This window comes from Comamonas sp. GB3 AK4-5 (assembly GCF_041320665.1).
In the GTDB taxonomy this organism is placed as follows: Bacteria; Pseudomonadota; Gammaproteobacteria; order Burkholderiales; family Burkholderiaceae_C; genus Comamonas.
The window spans coordinates 697,870-715,414 of sequence record NZ_CP166730.1 but is presented as its reverse complement, the minus strand read 5'-3'; the positions used below and the strand labels follow the sequence as shown (position 1 = coordinate 715,414).

The 17,545-nt window shown below is 63.6% G+C and carries 15 protein-coding genes; 6 read left to right on the top strand and 9 right to left on the bottom strand.

What is annotated here, in order from left to right:
* Nucleotides 1-241: 241 nt before the first annotated feature.
* Nucleotides 242-1,189 (bottom strand): LysR family transcriptional regulator, encoded by a 948-nt coding sequence (locus ACA027_RS03140; protein WP_370680947.1) that lies wholly within the window; start codon nucleotides 1,187-1,189, stop codon nucleotides 242-244.
* A 105-nt stretch (nucleotides 1,190-1,294) separates the two neighbouring features.
* On the opposite strand from ACA027_RS03140, the gene ACA027_RS03135 reads away from it, so the two are divergent.
* Together ACA027_RS03135 and ggt are read left to right on the top strand one after the other, a co-directional pair.
* The gene (locus tag ACA027_RS03135) at nucleotides 1,295-2,281 is read left to right on the top strand and encodes a Bug family tripartite tricarboxylate transporter substrate binding protein (protein ID WP_370680946.1); all 987 of its coding nucleotides are present in this window, start codon (nucleotides 1,295-1,297) and stop codon (nucleotides 2,279-2,281) included.
* Between the two features lie 52 nt (nucleotides 2,282-2,333).
* Entirely contained in the window at nucleotides 2,334-3,965 is a 1,632-nt protein-coding gene (ggt, locus tag ACA027_RS03130; RefSeq protein ID WP_370680945.1) for a gamma-glutamyltransferase, read from the top strand.
* Between the two features lie 227 nt (nucleotides 3,966-4,192).
* Here ggt and glmS read toward each other — a convergent pair whose 3' ends face one another.
* Nucleotides 4,193-6,091 (bottom strand): glutamine--fructose-6-phosphate transaminase (isomerizing), encoded by a 1,899-nt coding sequence (glmS, locus tag ACA027_RS03125; RefSeq protein ID WP_370680944.1) that lies wholly within the window; start codon nucleotides 6,089-6,091, stop codon nucleotides 4,193-4,195.
* A gap of 137 nt (nucleotides 6,092-6,228) precedes the next feature.
* On the opposite strand from glmS, the gene ACA027_RS03120 reads away from it, so the two are divergent.
* Nucleotides 6,229-6,738, top strand: coding sequence for an Lrp/AsnC family transcriptional regulator (locus ACA027_RS03120; protein ID WP_370680943.1), 510 nt, complete (start codon nucleotides 6,229-6,231; stop codon nucleotides 6,736-6,738).
* A gap of 71 nt (nucleotides 6,739-6,809) precedes the next feature.
* Here ACA027_RS03120 and ACA027_RS03115 read toward each other — a convergent pair whose 3' ends face one another.
* Together ACA027_RS03115 and glmU are read right to left on the bottom strand one after the other, a co-directional pair.
* On the bottom strand, nucleotides 6,810-7,565 hold the full coding sequence (locus ACA027_RS03115) for an ATP-binding protein (protein ID WP_370680942.1): 756 nt from the start codon (nucleotides 7,563-7,565) through the stop codon (nucleotides 6,810-6,812).
* A gap of 3 nt (nucleotides 7,566-7,568) precedes the next feature.
* The gene (gene glmU / locus ACA027_RS03110) at nucleotides 7,569-8,999 is read right to left on the bottom strand and encodes a bifunctional UDP-N-acetylglucosamine diphosphorylase/glucosamine-1-phosphate N-acetyltransferase GlmU (RefSeq protein ID WP_370680941.1); all 1,431 of its coding nucleotides are present in this window, start codon (nucleotides 8,997-8,999) and stop codon (nucleotides 7,569-7,571) included.
* A gap of 191 nt (nucleotides 9,000-9,190) precedes the next feature.
* Here glmU and ACA027_RS03105 point away from each other — a divergent pair, with 191 nt between their 5' ends.
* The gene (locus ACA027_RS03105) at nucleotides 9,191-10,168 is read left to right on the top strand and encodes a LysR substrate-binding domain-containing protein (protein ID WP_370680940.1); all 978 of its coding nucleotides are present in this window, start codon (nucleotides 9,191-9,193) and stop codon (nucleotides 10,166-10,168) included.
* A 276-nt stretch (nucleotides 10,169-10,444) separates the two neighbouring features.
* On the opposite strand, the gene tyrS is transcribed toward ACA027_RS03105, so the two are convergent.
* Nucleotides 10,445-11,677 carry a tyrosine--tRNA ligase gene (gene tyrS, locus ACA027_RS03100; protein WP_370680939.1) on the bottom strand — a complete coding sequence of 411 codons (1,233 nt, stop codon included), beginning with the start codon at nucleotides 11,675-11,677 and terminating at the stop codon, nucleotides 10,445-10,447.
* Between the two features lie 185 nt (nucleotides 11,678-11,862).
* On the opposite strand from tyrS, the gene ACA027_RS03095 reads away from it, so the two are divergent.
* Both ACA027_RS03095 and ACA027_RS03090 read left to right on the top strand, forming a co-directional pair.
* Nucleotides 11,863-13,233 (top strand): peptidoglycan DD-metalloendopeptidase family protein, encoded by a 1,371-nt coding sequence (locus tag ACA027_RS03095; RefSeq protein WP_370680938.1) that lies wholly within the window; start codon nucleotides 11,863-11,865, stop codon nucleotides 13,231-13,233.
* Between the two features lie 99 nt (nucleotides 13,234-13,332).
* Nucleotides 13,333-14,469 carry an anhydro-N-acetylmuramic acid kinase gene (locus ACA027_RS03090; RefSeq protein WP_370680937.1) on the top strand — a complete coding sequence of 379 codons (1,137 nt, stop codon included), beginning with the start codon at nucleotides 13,333-13,335 and terminating at the stop codon, nucleotides 14,467-14,469.
* 98 nt (nucleotides 14,470-14,567) lie between these two features.
* Here ACA027_RS03090 and mdtD read toward each other — a convergent pair whose 3' ends face one another.
* The 4 genes from mdtD to rplM all read right to left on the bottom strand — a co-directional run bounded on the left by mdtD (nucleotide 14,568) and on the right by rplM (nucleotide 17,538).
* Nucleotides 14,568-16,001 (bottom strand): multidrug transporter subunit MdtD, encoded by a 1,434-nt coding sequence (gene mdtD, locus ACA027_RS03085; protein WP_370680936.1) that lies wholly within the window; start codon nucleotides 15,999-16,001, stop codon nucleotides 14,568-14,570.
* A gap of 124 nt (nucleotides 16,002-16,125) precedes the next feature.
* Complete coding sequence (gene erpA / locus ACA027_RS03080) at nucleotides 16,126-16,491, bottom strand: iron-sulfur cluster insertion protein ErpA (protein ID WP_370680935.1); 366 nt, start codon at nucleotides 16,489-16,491, stop codon at nucleotides 16,126-16,128.
* A gap of 215 nt (nucleotides 16,492-16,706) precedes the next feature.
* Entirely contained in the window at nucleotides 16,707-17,099 is a 393-nt protein-coding gene (rpsI, locus tag ACA027_RS03075; RefSeq protein ID WP_370680934.1) for a 30S ribosomal protein S9, read from the bottom strand.
* Nucleotides 17,100-17,109: 10 nt separating this feature from the next.
* A complete protein-coding gene (gene rplM, locus ACA027_RS03070) occupies nucleotides 17,110-17,538 on the bottom strand; it encodes a 50S ribosomal protein L13 (protein ID WP_370680933.1) in 429 nt (142 codons plus the stop codon).
* Nucleotides 17,539-17,545 lie beyond the last annotated feature (7 nt).

Sequence of the window (17,545 nt, the reverse complement as noted above, 5' to 3'; positions counted from 1 at the left end):
GCATGTCGTACGACACACGCACAGAGATTTACAAAACGATACTAAGGCAGCAAGGGTTTCCCCGCATTGGCGCCGCCGCCAGGTTTGATGACTTTATTTATTAAAAATGTCAATCGGCTTTGGCTCCATGAAAGATTTTATTGCGACATACGGCATGGGCCTCATGAAGAAGGCTGGGGCATTAAAGTCAGCACCGAAGCCATGGTCAGCGCGTCAAAACGCGCTGACCAAGACTTTCTGGCTAGCGTCCCAGATGCCTTCCTGCAGCGCTTTCCTCCAGGCACTGCACAAAGTCCATCAAGGTCGCGCTGGCGTGCTCGCGGCTCCACATGACGGTGATGGGCCCAAAGCGGATGCTGGAGTCGATGGCAATTTTGCGAAACACGTTGAGCGAAGCCATGTAGTCCGCCATGGACTCCGAACACACGCCCACATAGTCGCCCTTGTGCAGCAAGGCCTGCATCATGGCCAGCGAAGCGGTTTCGGCCTTGGGCAGCAGCCAGGAGGCCCCTTGCTCGATGAGAAAGGCATCCATCTGGATACGGGTGAGCGTTCCCGTGGGCGGCATGACCCATTGCTCATGCAGCACATCGGCCAGATCCAGGCGCCCCGTATGCTGCCAGTACTTGCTGCCCCGCCCGATCACAATGGCCACGCGGTCCTCGAACAGCACGCGGTGCTCCAGCCCTGCGCGGTGGGCACGTGCATCCAGCACGCCCACCACCGCATCCATGGCATGGGTTTCCAGCCCCTTGAGCAGGTTGTCAAAGGGGCCATCGTGGATGGCCACCGCGACGTCGGGATGGCGCAGCTGGAATGCGCTCACTGCCTCGGGCAAACCACCGGCAATGCCCGCCCAGACGCTGCCCACATTGAGCCGGGGCACACGCCCTGCCGCCACCGCACGCATTTCAATGCCGGTACGCGCCACATCCCCCAGCACCCCTTGCGCCAGCCGCTTGAGCAAATGGCCTGCCGCGGTGAGCTGGATGCGACGCCCGCGCACCACCAGTGGGGTGCCAACATCGCTTTCCAGCTCGGCCAACCAATGGGACATGGCCGACTGCGTCATATGCAGCCGCTGTGCGGCCTGGGTCAGGGTGCCAGCCTCGTCGAGCACGAGAAAAGACTCCAGATGCCGCAGCTTGAGGCGCCGGGCCCAGGCAAGTCCTCCTGGCTGTTCAATCATGAGTAAACCTTCATGTATCCATTGTGCCTTTTCACTAGGAGCATGGCGAAATCCTCATGACAATGAAATGACTCCCCCCTCTTTTTTGTTTGGTAGGAATTGCTTGTGTCCCCTACGCTGAACCACCTCACCAAGCTCCTCGCTGGGCTTGCCATTGCCACTACCGCCACCCTGGCAGCCCAGGCGGAAACGCCCTACCCCAACCGGCCGATCAAGCTGGTGGTCTCGCAAGCCCCTGGCGGCAGTTCAGACACCATCGCCCGGCTGTGGGCCGAGCATGCGGGGCGCGCCATGGGGGCCACCATCGTGGTGGAAAACAAGCCCGGAGGCGGTGGCCTCATTGCCGCGCAGAATGTGTTGAACGCCCCCGCTGACGGCTACACCCTGCTGTATGGCAGCGTCTCGCTGATGGTGCTCAACCAGTTCACCTACAAGCCTCTGCCCTACAACCCTGAAAAGGACTTCACGGGCGTGGCCATGTTGAGCACCAACTCCTTTGCGTTGGTGACCAACCCCGCCACCGGCATTCAGACGCTCAAGCAGCTGACCGAGAAGGCCAAGACAGCGCCTGGCAAGCTGAACTTCGCATCGGCCGGTCTGGGTAATTCGACCCATCTGGCCGTGGAACTGATGGCCGACGCACTGGGCATCTCCATGACACACATCCCCTACAAGGGCGAGGCCGACGGCGTCATCGCCACCATGGGCGGCCAAACCGAGGTAATGGCCCCCGTGTACGGCACAGCTTTGCCGCATATCAAGGCCAAGAAGCTCAATGCCCTGGCCGTGCTCTCGCCCCAGCGCATGCCCGAGCTGCCCGATGTGCCCACGCTGAGCGAGCTGGGCGTGAAGGGCTTTGACACCATGGGCTGGAGCGCGGTGGTCGCGCGCGCAGGCACGCCGGCAGGCATTGTGGAAAAGCTCAACAAAGCCACTGAAGCCTTCCACAAAAACCCCGACGTGCTGGCCAAGCTCGGCACGCTGGGCGTGCTCCCCGTCGCAGGTCCTGCCTCTTTGGTGATAGAGACCACGGTGCGCGACGCCAAGGCCTGGGGGCCCACGCTCAACAAGCTGAACCTCAGCGCCAAATAACCCGCAGCGCTTTGCTGCCCGCCCCGCGTTGCGGGGTATCTGCTTGAAAGCTATGAAAAAAGAAGCAATAGTCGTATGCCCGCAGCCCGAGGCTGCCGAATCGGGCATTGAAATCCTGCGTGCCGGCGGCAATGCGGTGGACGCCGCCGTGGCCACGGCACTGGCGCAAACCGTGGTCGACCCCATCATGTGCGGCATTGCGGGCTTTGGCACCGGCACCGTCTACATGCCGGGCAAGAATGTGCACGAGTATTTCGACTTCCACTCGCCTGCGCCCCTCGCTGCCCGCGAAGACATGTGGGAGCATTTGCTGGAGGGAGAAACCAAGGATGGTTTCGGTTTCATCCTCAAAGGCCGTGTCAACGACATAGGCCCCCAGTCGATTGGCACACCCGCCACGCTCAAAGGGCTGGAGGCCATGCACCAGGCCCATGGCCGCCTGCCGTGGAAGCAGGTGGTGGAGCCCGCCATCCGCTGGGCGGAAGACGGCTTCTTTGTGCGCCCCGGCATGCATGCCTTCTGGATTGACGAGCCCACCATGGGCCGCGTCGGCAATCTGGAGCGCCTGCAGTACTGCGAAGAAAGCCGCCAGCTTTACTGCCGCCCCGATGGCCGCCCCAAGGCCATTGGCACGCCGTTGCACAACCAGGGCATGGCCAGCGTGCTGCGCCAGGTGGCCGAAGAAGGCTCGCACCCGTTCTACCACGGCGATCTGGCCCAGAAGATGGTTAGCCACCTGCAGTCGCTGGGTGCACTGATCACACTTGAAGACCTGGCGCAGTACCAGGTGACACGCAACCAGCCGCTGGTGGGTAGCTACCGAGATCGCACCATCACCACCAACCAGCCGCCCGGTGGGGGCGCCATGCTGCTGGAGATGCTGAACATCCTGGAGAACTTCGACCTGCGCGGCATGGAGCACAACAGCCCGGAATACATTCAGCTGGTGTGCGAGGTCATGAAAAAGGCGACGACGGACAAGGACCGCTGCATTGGCGACCCCAAGTTCTTTGAAGTTCCCCTGGAGCAGCTGCTTTCCAAGGACATGGCCCGCGAGGTTGCGACCCAGATCCGCGCCGGCCAGCGCTTCAGCATCGAGCGCGTCAACCCTGGCGCCCCGGTGCCCCGCGATACCACCCACCTCAGCGTGGTCGATGCCGATGGCAATGCCGTGTCCATGACCCACTCGCTGGCCATGCCCTCCGGCATCATCACGCCGGGCATGGGTTTCCAGTACAACGGCTGCATGGGCGTGTTCGACCCGCGCCCGGGCCGCGCTGGCAGCATCAAACCGGGCAAGAGCCGCTTCACCGCCTCATGCCCGACCATGACCTTCAAGGACGGCCAGCTTGACGTGGTACTGGGCGCACCCGGCGGCACGCAAATCGCCATGGGCGTGCTGCATGTGCTGCTGAATGTGATCGACCACCAGATGGAAATGCAAGCCGCAGTCTCTGCGCCGCGTTTTTCTTCGACCAGCAATACCATCGACGTGTGCAACCGCATCCCGCGCTACACCACGCGCGCGCTGGAGAATCTGGGCTACAGCATTGGCCGCAACCCCTATAACTACACGATTGCCTGGGTGCATGGTGTGCAGGTGCAAGCCGATGGCCTGCACGGCGGAGCAGACCCCGGCCGCGACGGCGTGGCCTACAAGCTGCGTGTCGATACGACGCAGTAAGACCGGCCAACCAAACCCAGTAAATCTCAGATTTACGCTTGAGACGAGGTGTGAAGCCGCAGGCAGTACCAGGGCACGACAAGGCTGAACAACGACGTACCAAGGGTTTTGTTCGTTGGTCTAAACGCCCCACAGGGTCACTGCATTGCGGTGCCCCTGCGCCAATCAAAAGCGCTCCGATGGAGCGCTTTTTTCATAACTGAAAGGCCTTGCAAGGCCCCGCAGCCTCACTCCACCGTCACGCTCTTGGCCAGGTTGCGTGGTTTGTCCACGTCGGTGCCGCGTGCCACGGCCGTGTGATAGGCCAGCAGCTGCAGCGGCACCACGTGCAAGATGGGGCTGAGCGCACCGTAGTTCTCGGGCATGCGAATCACATGCATGCCTTCGGCGCTTTCGATATTGGTCTTGGAATCGGCCAGCACATACAGCACGCCGCCGCGCGCACGCACTTCCTGCATATTGCTTTTGAGCTTTTCCAGCAGCTCGTCGTTGGGCGCCACGGTCACCACGGGCATGGTGTTGTCCACCAGCGCCAGCGGACCATGCTTGAGCTCGCCGGCCGAATAGGCTTCGGCGTGGATGTAGCTGATTTCCTTGAGCTTGAGCGCGCCTTCCAGGGCAATGGGGTAGTGCACGCCACGGCCCAGGAACAAGGCGTTTTCCATCTTGGCAAAGTCTTCGGCCCAGCTGATGACCTGGGGCTCCAGCGCCAGCACGGCCTGCAGTGCCACGGGCAGGTGGCGCATGGCGGTCAGGTAATGCTGTTCTTTCTCCTCGGTCAGTCGTCCCTTGGATTGGGCCAGGGCCAGTGTCAGCAGGAACAGGCCGGCCAGCTGTGTGGTGAAGGCCTTGGTGGATGCCACGCCGATTTCCACCCCTGCGCGCGTGATGTAGGCCAGCTTGCATTCGCGCACCATGGCGCTGGTGGACACATTGCAGATGGTCAGGGTGTTGGTCATGCCCAGGCTTTGCGCGTGGCGCAGTGCGGCCAGGGTGTCGGCCGTCTCGCCAGACTGGCTGATGGTGACCACCAGCGTCTTGGGATTGGGCACGCTGGTGCGATAGCGGTATTCGCTGGCCACTTCCACATTGCAGGGGATGCCGGCAATGGATTCCAGCCAGTACTTGGCGGTGCAGCCGCTGTAGTAGCTGGTGCCGCAGGCCAGGATCAGCACGCTGTCGATGTCCTTGAACACGCGCCAGGCGGCCGTGCCATCGGCGCCGTCGAACAGCTCGGGGGCAATGTTGACAATGCCTTCCAGCGTGTCGGCAATCGCGCGTGGCTGCTCGAAGATTTCCTTTTGCATGTAGTGGCGGTAGGGGCCCAGCTCGGCCGCACCGCTGTGGGCGTGCACGGTCTTGACTGGGCGCTGCTCTGGCAGCACCACATGACCATCCTTGGCAGCGATCCAATAACGGCCGGGCTGCAGATCCACCAAATCGCCCTCTTCGAGGTAAACGATCTGGTCGGTCACGCCGGCCAGAGCCATGGCATCGCTGGCCAGGAAGAACTCGCTGTTGTCCACGCCCACGCCCAAAATCAATGGCGAGCCGGCACGCGCGCCCACCACGCGGTGGGGCTCGTCCTTGTGCATCACGGCCAGCGCATAAGCGCCATGCAGCTCGGCACGCGTGGCCTTCAGCGCCTCGAACAAATCGCCGTTGTAGTGGCTGTCCAGCAAATGGGCGATGACCTCGGTGTCGGTCTGGCTGGCAAAGACATAGCCTTTTTCCTGCAGCTGGGCGCGCAGCTGCTCGTAGTTCTCAATGATGCCGTTGTGCACCAGGGCCACGCGGGCCGGCTTGCCCGACTCCACCGTCAGGCCCGGGCCGTAGCTGAAATGGGGGTGTGCGTTGTGCACCGCTGGCGCACCATGGGTGGCCCAGCGGGTGTGGGCAATGCCGGTCAGACCTTGCAGGTCTTCGGTCTGCACCTGCTCCAGCAGTTCGGCCACGCGGGCCGTGCTGCGCGCGCGCTGCAGCCCCTGGCTGATGGGGCTGCCCGACACCAGGCGGTGCACCGCCACGCCGCAGGAGTCATAGCCCCGGTATTCCAGACGCTGCAGGCCCTGCACCAGCAGGGGAACAATGTTGCGGGTAGAGACGGCGCCGACGATGCCACACATGGACAGAACTCCGGTTGAAATGGATGCGGAATGGTAGAAGCAGTGAAACGAAATTTTCAAAAAATAAAAACATGGATAATGAAATTAAAATTCCAAAAAACTTACAAACGAAATTTAATTTCTTTAGTTTTATTTAAATGAAAGAAAAAAACGAACTCTATCCTCTGGATGCCACCGACTTGCAACTGCTAGACACATTGCAGCGCGATGCCAGCCTGAGCAACCAGGCGCTGGCCGAGCGGTGGGGCCTGTCGGCGCCTACCTGTTTGCGCCGGGTCCGCCGCCTGCAGACCCTGGGCTTGCTGGAGCGCACCGTGGCCCTGGTGCAACCCGAGCGCCTGGCCCAACAACTGGGCCATGGGCTGCAGGCCTTGGTGGAGATCACCCTGGACCGCCAGGACGCCGAAGCCATGGACGCCTTCGAGGCCCTGGCCGTGGCCGAAGACGCCGTGCAGCAATGCTGGCGCGTGGCACCGGGGCCGGACTTTGTGCTGGTGCTGCATTGCTGGGACATGCCCGCCTACCTGGCACTGTCGCAGCGCCTTTTTTCCCAGCATGCCAATGTGCGCAATGTGAAGACGTTTTTTGCCACCAAGCGGGCCAAGTTCAGCAGTTTGCTGCCCGTGCTGGATGCCGCCCAGAAATAGCACTCCCTGAGCCGCCGCCCGCCTCCCCCAGCGCCGTAGAGGAGCAGCGCTTGCGCGCTGCCCTCGCTGGGTTACAGCGCTGCCGGCCAGGCCAGCACGGCGGTGCACCCTTCGCCAGGCTGGGCCTGCAGCTGCAGCCGGGCGCCATGGCGCTGGGCAAGGCGATGGGCCAGCGCCAGGCCACAGCCCACGCCCTCGAAATCGCTGTCACGGTGCATGCGCTGAAACGGTGGCCACGCGGTGTCCATGCGTGCCGCGTCAAAGCCCACGCCGTTGTCACGGATCTCGATATGCCACAGCTGCGGTGCGGGCATGGAGAGCTGTACCTTCACCTGCGGCTGCGGCCGGCCTGCACTGAATTTGGTGGCATTGCCCAACAACTCGGTCAGCACCACACGCAGGGCCGCAGGATCGGCCCGCAGCAACGCAGGCTGCGCCGTGTGCGGCTGCGACACCGGGGCCGCGCAGGCCTGCAGCATGGCGCCCACATCCACGGCCTGCAGCGCCAGCGGCTGCTGGATCGCATGGGCCAGCTGCAGCAGCCGCTCCAGCATGCGCCCCATCTTGCGGGCGGACTGCTCCATGGTGCCCAGGAATTCCTGGGCCTCTTCAGCGGCTTCGCCCGGCGCAAGGGAGGCCAGTTGCTCCACAGCCTCGCGCAGCAGCGGGGCGAACGAGGTCAGGTGCCGCAGCGGCGCCCTTAAATCGTGCGAAACCGCGCGCAGCAGGCCTTCATGGGCGCCCCGCAATTGGGCCAGCGCTTGCTGGCTTTGCGCCAGCTGGCTGGCCAGGTCGGCGGTTGTCGCGGCGGATTCGGGCTGCTGCATGGTTCAGGCCTTGGCTTGCTTGACCGGGCGCTGCCAGTTGGCCTTGCTGATCTGCTTGCCCCGGGCCACGCTCAGCGAGCCTGGCTCGGTGCTCTTGGTGATGGTGGAGCCGCCTCCCACGGTGCTGCCGGCACCGATGGTGACGGGCGCCACCAGCACGCAGTTGCTGCCGATGTGCACATCGGCCTCGATCACCGTGCGGTGCTTGTTGGATCCGTCGTAATTGGCGGTGATGGAGCCCGCGCCATAGTTCACACGCTCGCCCACGGTGGCATCGCCCAGATAGGCCAGGTGGTTGGCCTTGGCGCCATCGGCCAGGGTGGAGTTCTTCACCTCCACAAAGTTGCCGATATGCACCTCGCGGCCCAGCTGCGCACCGGGGCGCAGACGGGCAAACGGGCCAATCAGCGCGCCCTCGCCCACGCTGGCACCGGCTTGCTCGCCATCGATATGGGTGAAGGGGTGAATCACTGCGCCGGCCGCAATGCTGGCATTGCTGATGTGGCAGTAGGCGCCGATTTGCGCACCATCGCCAATGGTGACCTTGCCGGTGAAGATGCAGCCCACGTCAATGTCCACATCCTGGCCGCAGCGCAGATCGGCCTTGCTGCCACGCACATCGTCACGCACATCAAAGCGCGCCGGATCGGCCAGGCGCACGCCCTGCTCCATCAACTGGCGGGCCTGGCGCTGCTGGTGGGCGCGCTCCAGTTCGGCCAGCTGCAGCGGGCTGTTCACACCCGCCACCTGCAGCACATCGCTGATACGGTGGCCCACCACGGGCACGCCGTCTGCCACGGCCATGGCGACGATGTCGGTCAGGTAGTACTCGCCCTGGGCGTTGTCATTGCTCAGACGGGACAGCCATTGGGTGAGGTGTTTCACCGGCACGGCCATGATGCCGCTGTAGATTTCGGTGATGGCACGCTCCGCCTCGCTGGCATCTTTTTGCTCCACGATGCGCTGCACCGTGCCCGCCGCGTTGCGCACGATACGGCCATAGCCCGTGGGGTCGGGCATGCTCACGGTGAGCAAGGCCATCTTGTCCTGGCCTGCGGCGTCCAGCAGGCCTTGCAAGGTGTCTGCCTGGGTCAGCGGCACATCGCCCGACAGCACGATGGCCATGCCATCACCGGCCAGAGCGGGCACGGCCTGCTGCACGGCGTGGCCGGTACCCAGTTGGGGCTCCTGGCGCACAAACTTCAGGTCAAAACCGGATGCAGCGCTTTGTGCGCCTGCGATGGCTGCTTCCACTTGTGCAGCACCATGCCCCGTCACCACTACGGCTGAGCGGGCCTGCAACTGCGCAGCCTGGTCCAGCACATGCGAAAGCAGCGCGCGCCCCGCCAGCTTTTGCAATACCTTGGGGTAGCGGCTTTTCATGCGCGTGCCTTTGCCGGCGGCCATGATGATGAGGTCGAGTTGCACGGTCATATCGATGGAAATGGGATGGTGTGAAGGCACAGCCCCTGCCAAGACGGGCGCTGCATGCCAAAGCGGGGAATTATCCGCCGCCCACAGGTATCTGTCGCCCTCCATTGGGAACGACACAGCACACTGCCGGGTTGGCGTCCCGGCAGGCTGTGCGTAACATGGCCGTCTTTCTCGCCCCTGGCTCTTCCAGCATGCCTCTCGTTCCTTCTGCCAGCCCTTCTCTGCCCCTGCGCACGCGCCCGATTGCCATCGGCCATGTGCGCGCCTTTCTGGCCGTGGCCCGGCATCTGAACTTCCGAGCGGCGGCGGAGGAGCTGTCCCTGACCCAATCGGCCGTAAGCCGGCAAATCCAGGGGCTGGAAGATGAGGTGGGCCTGTCCTTGTTTCTGCGTCACACCCGCGCCGTGGAGCTGACCAGTGCCGGCGCCCAGTTGCTGCGGGCCTGGACCCCGGCGGTGGAGCGCATAGATACCGCCGTGCGCAATGTGCGCCAGAACGCCGGCCGCAAAAGCGTGTCCATCACCACCTGGGCCAGCTTTGCGGCCATGTGGCTGATCCCCCGGCTGGAAGACTTTCAACGCCAGCACCCGGATATCGACATTCGCGTGGACACCACCGACAGCCTGGTGGATTTGGAAACCACCGATGTGGACCTGGCCATACGCTACAGCCGCCCCACGGCCGCACTGCGCAGCGCCACGGCATTGTTTGGCGAGCAACTGGCGGTGGTCGCCAGCCCCTGGCTGCTGCAATCCGCCAGCGCACCGCGCCAACCGCAAGACCTGGTCGACTGGAGCCTGATTGAAGCCACCGATGCTGACCAGCACCCCCATCTGCAGTGGCTGAGCTGGCACCGCTGGCTGCGCGACCAGGATTGCGCCGCCCTGCAGCCCCGCCGCTGGGTGTATCTGCGCTATGCCCACCAGATTGTGCAGGCCGCCCTGGCCGGCCAGGGCCTGGCCCTGACCCGGCTGCCCCTGGTGGCCGAAGCCTTGCGCGATGGCCGGCTGGTAGAAGTCTTTCCGCAGCAGCGCCTGGACTCCCCCCTGGCCTACTGGCTGCTGACCGGCCCGCGCAGCGCCCAGCGCCCGGAGGTGCAGGCTTTTTCCGACTGGCTGCAGCAGCAGGCCGAGGACACGCGCCAAGCCATGGGCACGGTGTCGGCTTAGCGAGAAGCTCTGCTGCAAAGTATCTGGATGTCCGCCGGAGCGGGCCTAAGCAGCCCTTCGGCCCCAGAGCCCTCTCCCGCACAACGCCCAGACGGGACTTCAGGCGCGGCGCGCGCCCGCAGGCAGCATCTGCATACGGCCAGGGAGCGCAACAAAGCATCAAGTGCCGTATGGGCGCCTCTAAACGGCTCACCCACCGAAGCCGCTGGACTTCGCTGCACGCCCACCCGTGCGTCAAGATAGCGGCGCAGCTCCCTCGACACTCCGTGAAACGGCTTAAGCCAGCGTCACGCGGGCAAACTTGCGCTTGCCCACTTGCAGCACAAAGGTTCCGGCCTCCAGCTTCAGGCCGCGGTCGCTGACCACATTGCCATCCACACGCACGCCGCCACCATCGATGAGGCGGTTGGCCTCACCAGTCGACGCCGCCAAATTGGCCTGCTTGACCAGCGCGCCAATGCCCATGGGCGCGCCGGACAGGCTCACTTCGGGGATGTCATCGGGGATACCGCCCTTGGAGCGGTTGATGAAGTCCTGCTCGGCCGCATCGGCCGCCGCCGCGCTGTGAAAGCGGGTGGTGATTTCCTTGGCCAGGGCCACCTTGGCATGCTTGGGATTGCCACCGGCCGCGATGTCGGCCTTGAGCTGGGCAATATGTTCCAGGCTCTGGAAGGACAGCAAGGTGTACCAGTCCCACATCAGCTCGTCCGAAATCGACAGCACCTTGGCAAACATGGTGTTGGCGTCTTCGGTGATGCCGATGTAGTTGTTCTTGGACTTGGACATTTTGTGCACACCGTCCAGGCCCACCAGCAGCGGCATGGTGAGCACGCACTGCGACTCCTGACCATATTCGGCCTGCAGATGGCGGCCCATCATCAGATTGAATTTCTGGTCGGTGCCGCCCATTTCCAGGTCGGCCTTCAGCGCCACGGAGTCATAGCCCTGCAGCAGCGGGTAGAGGAATTCGTGCAGGCTGATGGAGCTGCCGTCGGTGAAACGCGTATGGAAGTCGTTGCGCTCCATCATGCGGGCCACGGTGTACTTGGCCGACAGCTGAATCATGCCGCGCGCACCCAGCTGGTCACACCATTCGCTGTTGTAGCGCACCTCGGTCTTGGCCGGGTCCAGCACCTTGGCGGCCTGGGTGTAATAGGTTTCGGCGTTGGCCTTGATCTGCTCGGCAGTCAGGGGCGGGCGGGTGCTGTTGCGGCCCGATGGGTCGCCAATCAGCGTGGTGAAGTCGCCGATCAGGAAAATCACCTGGTGGCCCAGGTCCTGCAGCTGGCGCATTTTGTTGAGCACCACGGTGTGACCCAGGTGGATGTCGGGCGCCGTGGGGTCCAGCCCCAGTTTGATGCGCAGCGGCACGCCCGTGGCTTCGGACTTGGCCAGCTTCTGCACCCAGTCTTCCTTGGGCAGCAGCTCATCGACACCACGCAACGTCACTTCCAGCGCTCGCTCTACCGCTTCCGTCATCGGATATTTTTTCACACTATCTTGATTCATAAGGGTTTTCTTCGATGCTATAGAGGAGACGCCCGCTATACTCCGGGCTCGGTTGCAGTGGCGGATTCTAGTAGGCATCCCATTTCTACTCCGCCATATGGCTGCTGTCCGACATCCCCGCACAGCTAATGCCCACGCCAGTTGGCGCTTGGTGGTGGCTGTGCACAGACCCTAGGGACATCGTTTTGAAAGACCGCTTGATCACAGCTGGCAATGCTTTGCTTGCACGGCTGGCTCTTCTGGTGCAAACCCACCCCAAGCGCGTCACCTCCGGCCTGGCAGCCATGCTGCTCACAGGCGGTGGGGCGGCGTTTGCCGTGGCCTCGTTAGCCCCCACGCAACAAGACGTGCAGGTGCGCACCATCGCCCAACCGGTGGCCTCCCTCGCGGACGGCACCACCCTGGCCGATCTGGCCGACCTGAACCATTTCACCCTGTTCCGCAGCGACTATACGCGCAGCACGGACTCGGCCGAGGCCTTGCTGCAACGCATGGGCATTGCCGACCCCGTGGCGTCGTCCTTTCTGCGCAGCAATGAAACGATTCGCCAGCATCTGCTGGGCCGTGCCGGCCGCCTGGTTTCGGCAGAAGCCAGCAACGACCACCAGCTGCAACGCCTGACGGTCCGCTGGATCCTGAACGACGAGAGCAGCGACTTCCAGCGCCTGGTGGTCGAGCGCGACGCCAACGGCCAGTTCAGCGCCAAGGTGGAATCAGCGCCGCTGACCATCAACACCCGCCTGGCTGGCGGCGTGATCCGCAGCTCGCTGTTTGCCGCCACGGACGCCGCCTTCATCCCCGACAACGTGGCCGTGCAAATGGCCGATGTGCTATCCGGCAGCATCGACTTCCGCCGCGCACTGCGCAAAGAAGATCGCTTCTCGGTGGTCTACGAAAGCCTGGAAGCCGACGGCGAGCCCCTGCGCGCTGGCCGTCTGCTGAGTGTGGAGTTTCACAACAACGGCAAGACCCACCAGGCCATGTGGTACCAGCCCGAGGGCAGCAACCGCGGCAACTACTACGACCTGGATGGCCGCAGCCTGCGCCAAGCCTATATGGTCTCCCCGGTGGAGTTCTCGCGCGTTTCCAGCGGCTTTGCCATGCGTTTCCACCCCATCCAGAAGACCTGGAAGGCTCACCTGGGCACCGACTTCGCAGCCCCCACGGGCACCAAGGTGCGCACCATTGGTGATGGCGTGGTGGAATTCGCCGGCTGGCAAAACGGCTTTGGCAACGTGGTGTTCATCAAGCATGCCAACCGCGCCCACGAAACCGTTTACGCCCACCTGAGCCGCATCGACGTCAAGAAGGGTCAGAACGTGGAACAGGGCCAGAACGTGGGCGCCGTGGGCTCCACAGGCTGGGCCACCGGACCGCACCTGCATTTTGAGTTCCGCGTCAACGGCAAGCATGAGGACCCACAGGTAGTGATGGCCAAGGCCGCTGCCGAGGCGCCACTCAACCGCCAGAACGAAGCCGCCTTCAAGCAGCTCGCCTCCCAAATGCGCATGCAGCTGGATTCGGCTGCCACCATCCAGCAGGCCAGCGCCCAATAAGCGCCGCCGCTTCCACACAAAGGCCCTTCGGGGCCTTTGGTGTTTCCAGGCCATACTGCGCCCTTGCCCATCCGCCCTCCAACGCTCGCGCCCCGCACCATGACCCCGCTCACCGCCACTTCCGAATTGTTCATAGGCCTGATGTCCGGCACCTCGCTGGATGGCGTGGATGGCGTGCTGGTGGACCTGCACCAGGGCACACGCGTGCTGCAACATGCCAGCTGCGGTTTTGACAGCGGCTTGCGCGCCGAGCTGCTGGCCTTGAATACCCCTGGGGGCAGCGATGAACTGCACCGCGCCGCCCTGGCGGCCAACGCCCTGGTGGGCTGCTACGCCCAGGTGGTGCAGCAGCTACTACAGCGCAGCGGTGTGGCGGCCCAGCAGGTGGCAGCCATAGGCGCCCATGGCCAAACCGTGCGCCACCGGCCCCAGCTCTTCGATGGCACGGGCTATACGCTGCAGCTCAACGCGCCCGCCCTGCTGGCCGAACGTTGCGGCATCACCGTGGTGGCCGATTTGCGCAGCCGTGACCTGGCCGCTGGCGGCCAGGGTGCCCCGCTGGTGCCAGCCTTTCACCAGGGCGTTTTTGGCCGGGCTGGCGAGACCGTGCTGGTGCTCAACATCGGCGGCATTGCCAATCTCAGCGTGCTGGGCGCCGGTGGCTGCGTGCAAGGCTTTGACTGCGGCCCGGGCAATGCATTGATGGATGGCTGGTGCCTGCAGCACACCGGCCAGGCCTATGACGACGGCGGCCGCTGGGCCGCCTCCGGCCGTGTGCTGCCCGCGCTGCTGCAACGCCTGCTGAACCAGCCTTTTTTTGCCCAGCAACCACCCAAGAGCACGGGGCGCGACCTGTTCCATGCCGATTGGCTGGCAGCCCATCTGGCAGCCCTGCCCGAGGCTGCCCAGGCCGCACTGGTCGATATCCAGGCCACGCTGACCGAGCTCACCGCCGCCAGCTGTGCCGACGCCGTGCACCGCTGGGGCCGGAGCGGCCGCCGGCTGCTGGTCTGCGGTGGTGGCGCCTTGAACAGCCACCTGATGCAGCGCATTGCCACCCTGCTGCCCGGCGTGGCCGTGGGCAGCACGGCCGAACGCGGCCTGCCACCGCTGGAGGTGGAGGCAGCAGCCTTTGCCTGGCTGGCACGCCAATGCCTGCATGGCCTACCCGGCAATCTGCCCGCCGTCACCGGTGCGCGCGGGCCGCGTGTGCTGGGTGCCATCTACCCAGCATAAAGCTGAATATTTTCATAGCACCTTCAGCTCTCCACGCTTGCGATGCCATATGGTTTGCATCGCAATACAAGACATAGAACGCGAAGAGCGCTCCTGTTTTAATTGCCGCTATCGGCCCCAGGCCGCACGACCTCATCGTTGTCCAGCTGGCTGAACACCAGGGTGGCGGCCAGTGTCATCAGGCCCACGGTGACAAAAGTGGCTTGCAGGGCGCGCAGCGAGTGGTCGCCCAACACCGCCCACAGGTCCGAAAAGCCCGCCAGCAGCGCCCCCGCCAGGGCCACCCCCATGCCCATGGACAGCATTTGCACCATGGACAGCAGGCTGTTGCCACTGCTGGCGAACTCGCCCTCCACATCCTTGAGCGTGACCGAGTTCATGGCCGAGAACTGCATGGAGTTGATGCAGCCAAACACAAACAGCTGCACCAGCAGCAACCCCAGCGGCTGCGTGGGCGAACTCAGGCCAAACATGGCCAACACCAGGCCCAGCAGCACGGAGTTGACCTGTAGCACCCGCCGGTAGCCAAAGCGCTGCACCGTACTCACGGCATAGCGTTTGACTAGCATGCCGCCCACCACGGTGGACAGCATCATCAGCCCGGCATGAAAAGGCGACATGCCCAGCCCCACCTGCAGCAAGAGCGGAATCAGAAAAGGCGCAGCGCCGCTGCCAAAGCGGGCGAAGAGATTGCCCAGCAGACCCACGCGCAGCGAACGCACCTGGAACAGCGCGGGCGGAAACAGCGGCTGTGGCACCCGCAGCGCATGCATCCAGTAAGCGGCCAGACTGGCCATGCCAAACACCATCAACACCACCACCAGGGCCATACCCAGTCCCATCCCCGTCAGCCCGTCCAGCGCCACCGAGATGGACACCATGCCAAAGGACAGCAGGCCGTAGCCCCAGCCATCAAAGCTGCGGCGCGGCAGGGGCTCCCCCACCGGCATCCAGCGGCGCGTGGCCCACATGCCAAACAGGCCCACGGGCACATTGATCCAGAAGATCCAGTGCCAGCTGGCCACCTCCACCAGCGCACCGCCCAGCGTGGGGCCCAGCAGCGCACCCACCTGACCGGGAATGGCGATAAAGCTCATGGCACGGATGAAGTCCCCCTTGGGGTGGCTGCGCAGCACCGCCAGCCGCCCCACAGGCAGCATCATGGCCCCGCCCGCACCCTGCAGCACGCGTGCGGCCACCAGCAGATTCAGGCTGGGCGCCAGCGCGCACAGGATGGAGCCCAGCACAAACAAGGCAATCGCCGCACCGTAGACACGCCGGGTGCCAAAGCGGTCGGCCACCCAGCCCGAGGCGGGAATCAACATGGCCGTGGTCAACGAATAGGCCACGATCACGGTCTGCATCTTCAGCGGACTCTGCCCCAGCGACTGGGCCATGGCCGGCAGCGCGGTGTTGAGGATGGTGGCATCCAGCGATTGCAGAAAAAAGGCAATCGCCACCAGCCACAGCAGGCGTTCACGGTGTGACGCCAAGGGCGCAGGGGAAGCGGGAGAGGCGAAGACTTCAGGCATCAAGGCAAAGGCCGGGCGGCAGGCGTAAAAAAAGCCGCTGACAAGCAGCGGCTGCGAAGAGCGGGATGCCTGCGAACTGCAAAGGCATCCGAGGGATGGGGCAAGAACGCAGAATCAGCGCAACTTACACCGAGAAGCTGGAGCCGCAGCCGCAGGTGGTGCTGGCGTTGGGGTTCTTGATGACGAACTGCGCGCCCTGCAGGTCTTCCTTGTAGTCGATCTCGGCGCCCAGCAGATACTGGTAGCTCATGGCGTCGATCAACAGGGACACGCCATTCTTGGTCATGGTGGTGTCGTCTTCGTTGGTGATCTCATCGAAGGTAAAGCCGTACTGGAAGCCCGAGCAGCCGCCGCCCTGCACGAACACGCGCAGCTTCAGGTCGGGGTTGCCCTCTTCGGCGATCAGGTCTGCCACCTTGGCCGCAGCGCTGTCGGTAAAGAGAATCGGGGCGGGCATTTCGGTGATGGTGTTTTCGGCAACGGCGCTCATGGGGATACTCCGAGGAATCAATACGGGAAATGGTAATGCAGCGCGCTCGGGAATTCCCATGCGCCTGGGCTTTGCCGGCAGTGACAGTGGGGGCTTTGCCCGCGCTGCCTGCCTGTCTTTGGCCCACAAAAAAACCGCCAAGCCCGAAAGCGGTGGCGGTTTTTTCTGAAAGCGTGGCCGATTTGCATCGACCACCCTTCGGTAGACCCGGCGAATTAACGCTTGGAGAACTGCTTGGCGCGGCGTGCAGAACGCAGACCGACCTTCTTACGCTCGACTTCACGAGCGTCGCGGGTCACGTAACCAGCTTGGCTCAGGACGGGCTTCAGAGCCGCGTCATAGTCAATCAGAGCACGGGTGATACCGTGGCGGGCAGCGCCAGCCTGGCCGGATTCACCACCACCGTGGACGTTGATCTGGACGTCGAAAGCTTCGACATTGCCAGTCAGCACCAGGGGCTGCTTTGCGATCATGATGGAGGTTTCACGGCCGAAGTACTGCTGAATGTCTTTGCCATTCACAGTGATCTTGCCGGAGCCCTTCTTCAGAAATACACGGGCGACGCTGGACTTGCGACGGCCGGTACCATTGTTCCAATCACCAATCATCTAGGTCTCCTTAAATTTCCAGAGCCTTGGGCTGCTGAGCGGTATGGGGGTGCTCGGCACCGCCGTACACCTTCAGCTTCTTGATCATGGCGTAACCCAGAGGACCCTTGGGCAGCATGCCCTTGACGGCCTTCTCGAGTGCACGGCCAGGGAACTTGGCTTGCAGGTCGCGGAAGTTGGTGGCAGTGATGCCGCCGGGGAAACCGGAGTGACGGTAGTACACCTTGTCCAAGTTCTTGGTGCCAGTGACCTTGATCTTGGCGGCGTTGATGATGACGATGTAGTCACCGGTGTCAACGTGAGGTGTGTAAATGGCCTTGTGCTTGCCGCGCAGACGGAGTGCCACTTCGCTGGCGACACGTCCGAGCACCTTATCGGTGGCGTCAATCACAAACCACTCGTGTTGCACCTCAGCGGGCTTTGCGCTGAATGTAGACATGAGTTTT

Excerpts from the sequence above, each read along its gene's own strand:
- ACA027_RS03140 (WP_370680947.1), bottom strand. The coding sequence starts at position 1,189 with ATGATTGAACAGCCAGGAGGACTTGCCTGGGCCCGGCGCCTCAAGCTG.
- ggt (WP_370680945.1), top strand. The coding sequence starts at position 2,334 with ATGAAAAAAGAAGCAATAGTCGTATGCCCGCAGCCCGAGGCTGCCGAA.
- glmS (WP_370680944.1), bottom strand. The coding sequence starts at position 6,091 with ATGTGTGGCATCGTCGGCGCCGTCTCTACCCGCAACATTGTTCCCCTG.
- ACA027_RS03120 (WP_370680943.1), top strand. The coding sequence starts at position 6,229 with ATGAAAGAAAAAAACGAACTCTATCCTCTGGATGCCACCGACTTGCAA.
- ACA027_RS03115 (WP_370680942.1), bottom strand. The coding sequence starts at position 7,565 with ATGCAGCAGCCCGAATCCGCCGCGACAACCGCCGACCTGGCCAGCCAG.
- glmU (WP_370680941.1), bottom strand. The coding sequence starts at position 8,999 with ATGACCGTGCAACTCGACCTCATCATCATGGCCGCCGGCAAAGGCACG.
- ACA027_RS03105 (WP_370680940.1), top strand. The coding sequence starts at position 9,191 with ATGCCTCTCGTTCCTTCTGCCAGCCCTTCTCTGCCCCTGCGCACGCGC.
- tyrS (WP_370680939.1), bottom strand. The coding sequence starts at position 11,677 with ATGAATCAAGATAGTGTGAAAAAATATCCGATGACGGAAGCGGTAGAG.
- ACA027_RS03090 (WP_370680937.1), top strand. The coding sequence starts at position 13,333 with ATGACCCCGCTCACCGCCACTTCCGAATTGTTCATAGGCCTGATGTCC.
- mdtD (WP_370680936.1), bottom strand. The coding sequence starts at position 16,001 with ATGCCTGAAGTCTTCGCCTCTCCCGCTTCCCCTGCGCCCTTGGCGTCA.
- erpA (WP_370680935.1), bottom strand. The coding sequence starts at position 16,491 with ATGAGCGCCGTTGCCGAAAACACCATCACCGAAATGCCCGCCCCGATT.
- rpsI (WP_370680934.1), bottom strand. The coding sequence starts at position 17,099 with ATGATTGGTGATTGGAACAATGGTACCGGCCGTCGCAAGTCCAGCGTC.
- rplM (WP_370680933.1), bottom strand. The coding sequence starts at position 17,538 with ATGTCTACATTCAGCGCAAAGCCCGCTGAGGTGCAACACGAGTGGTTT.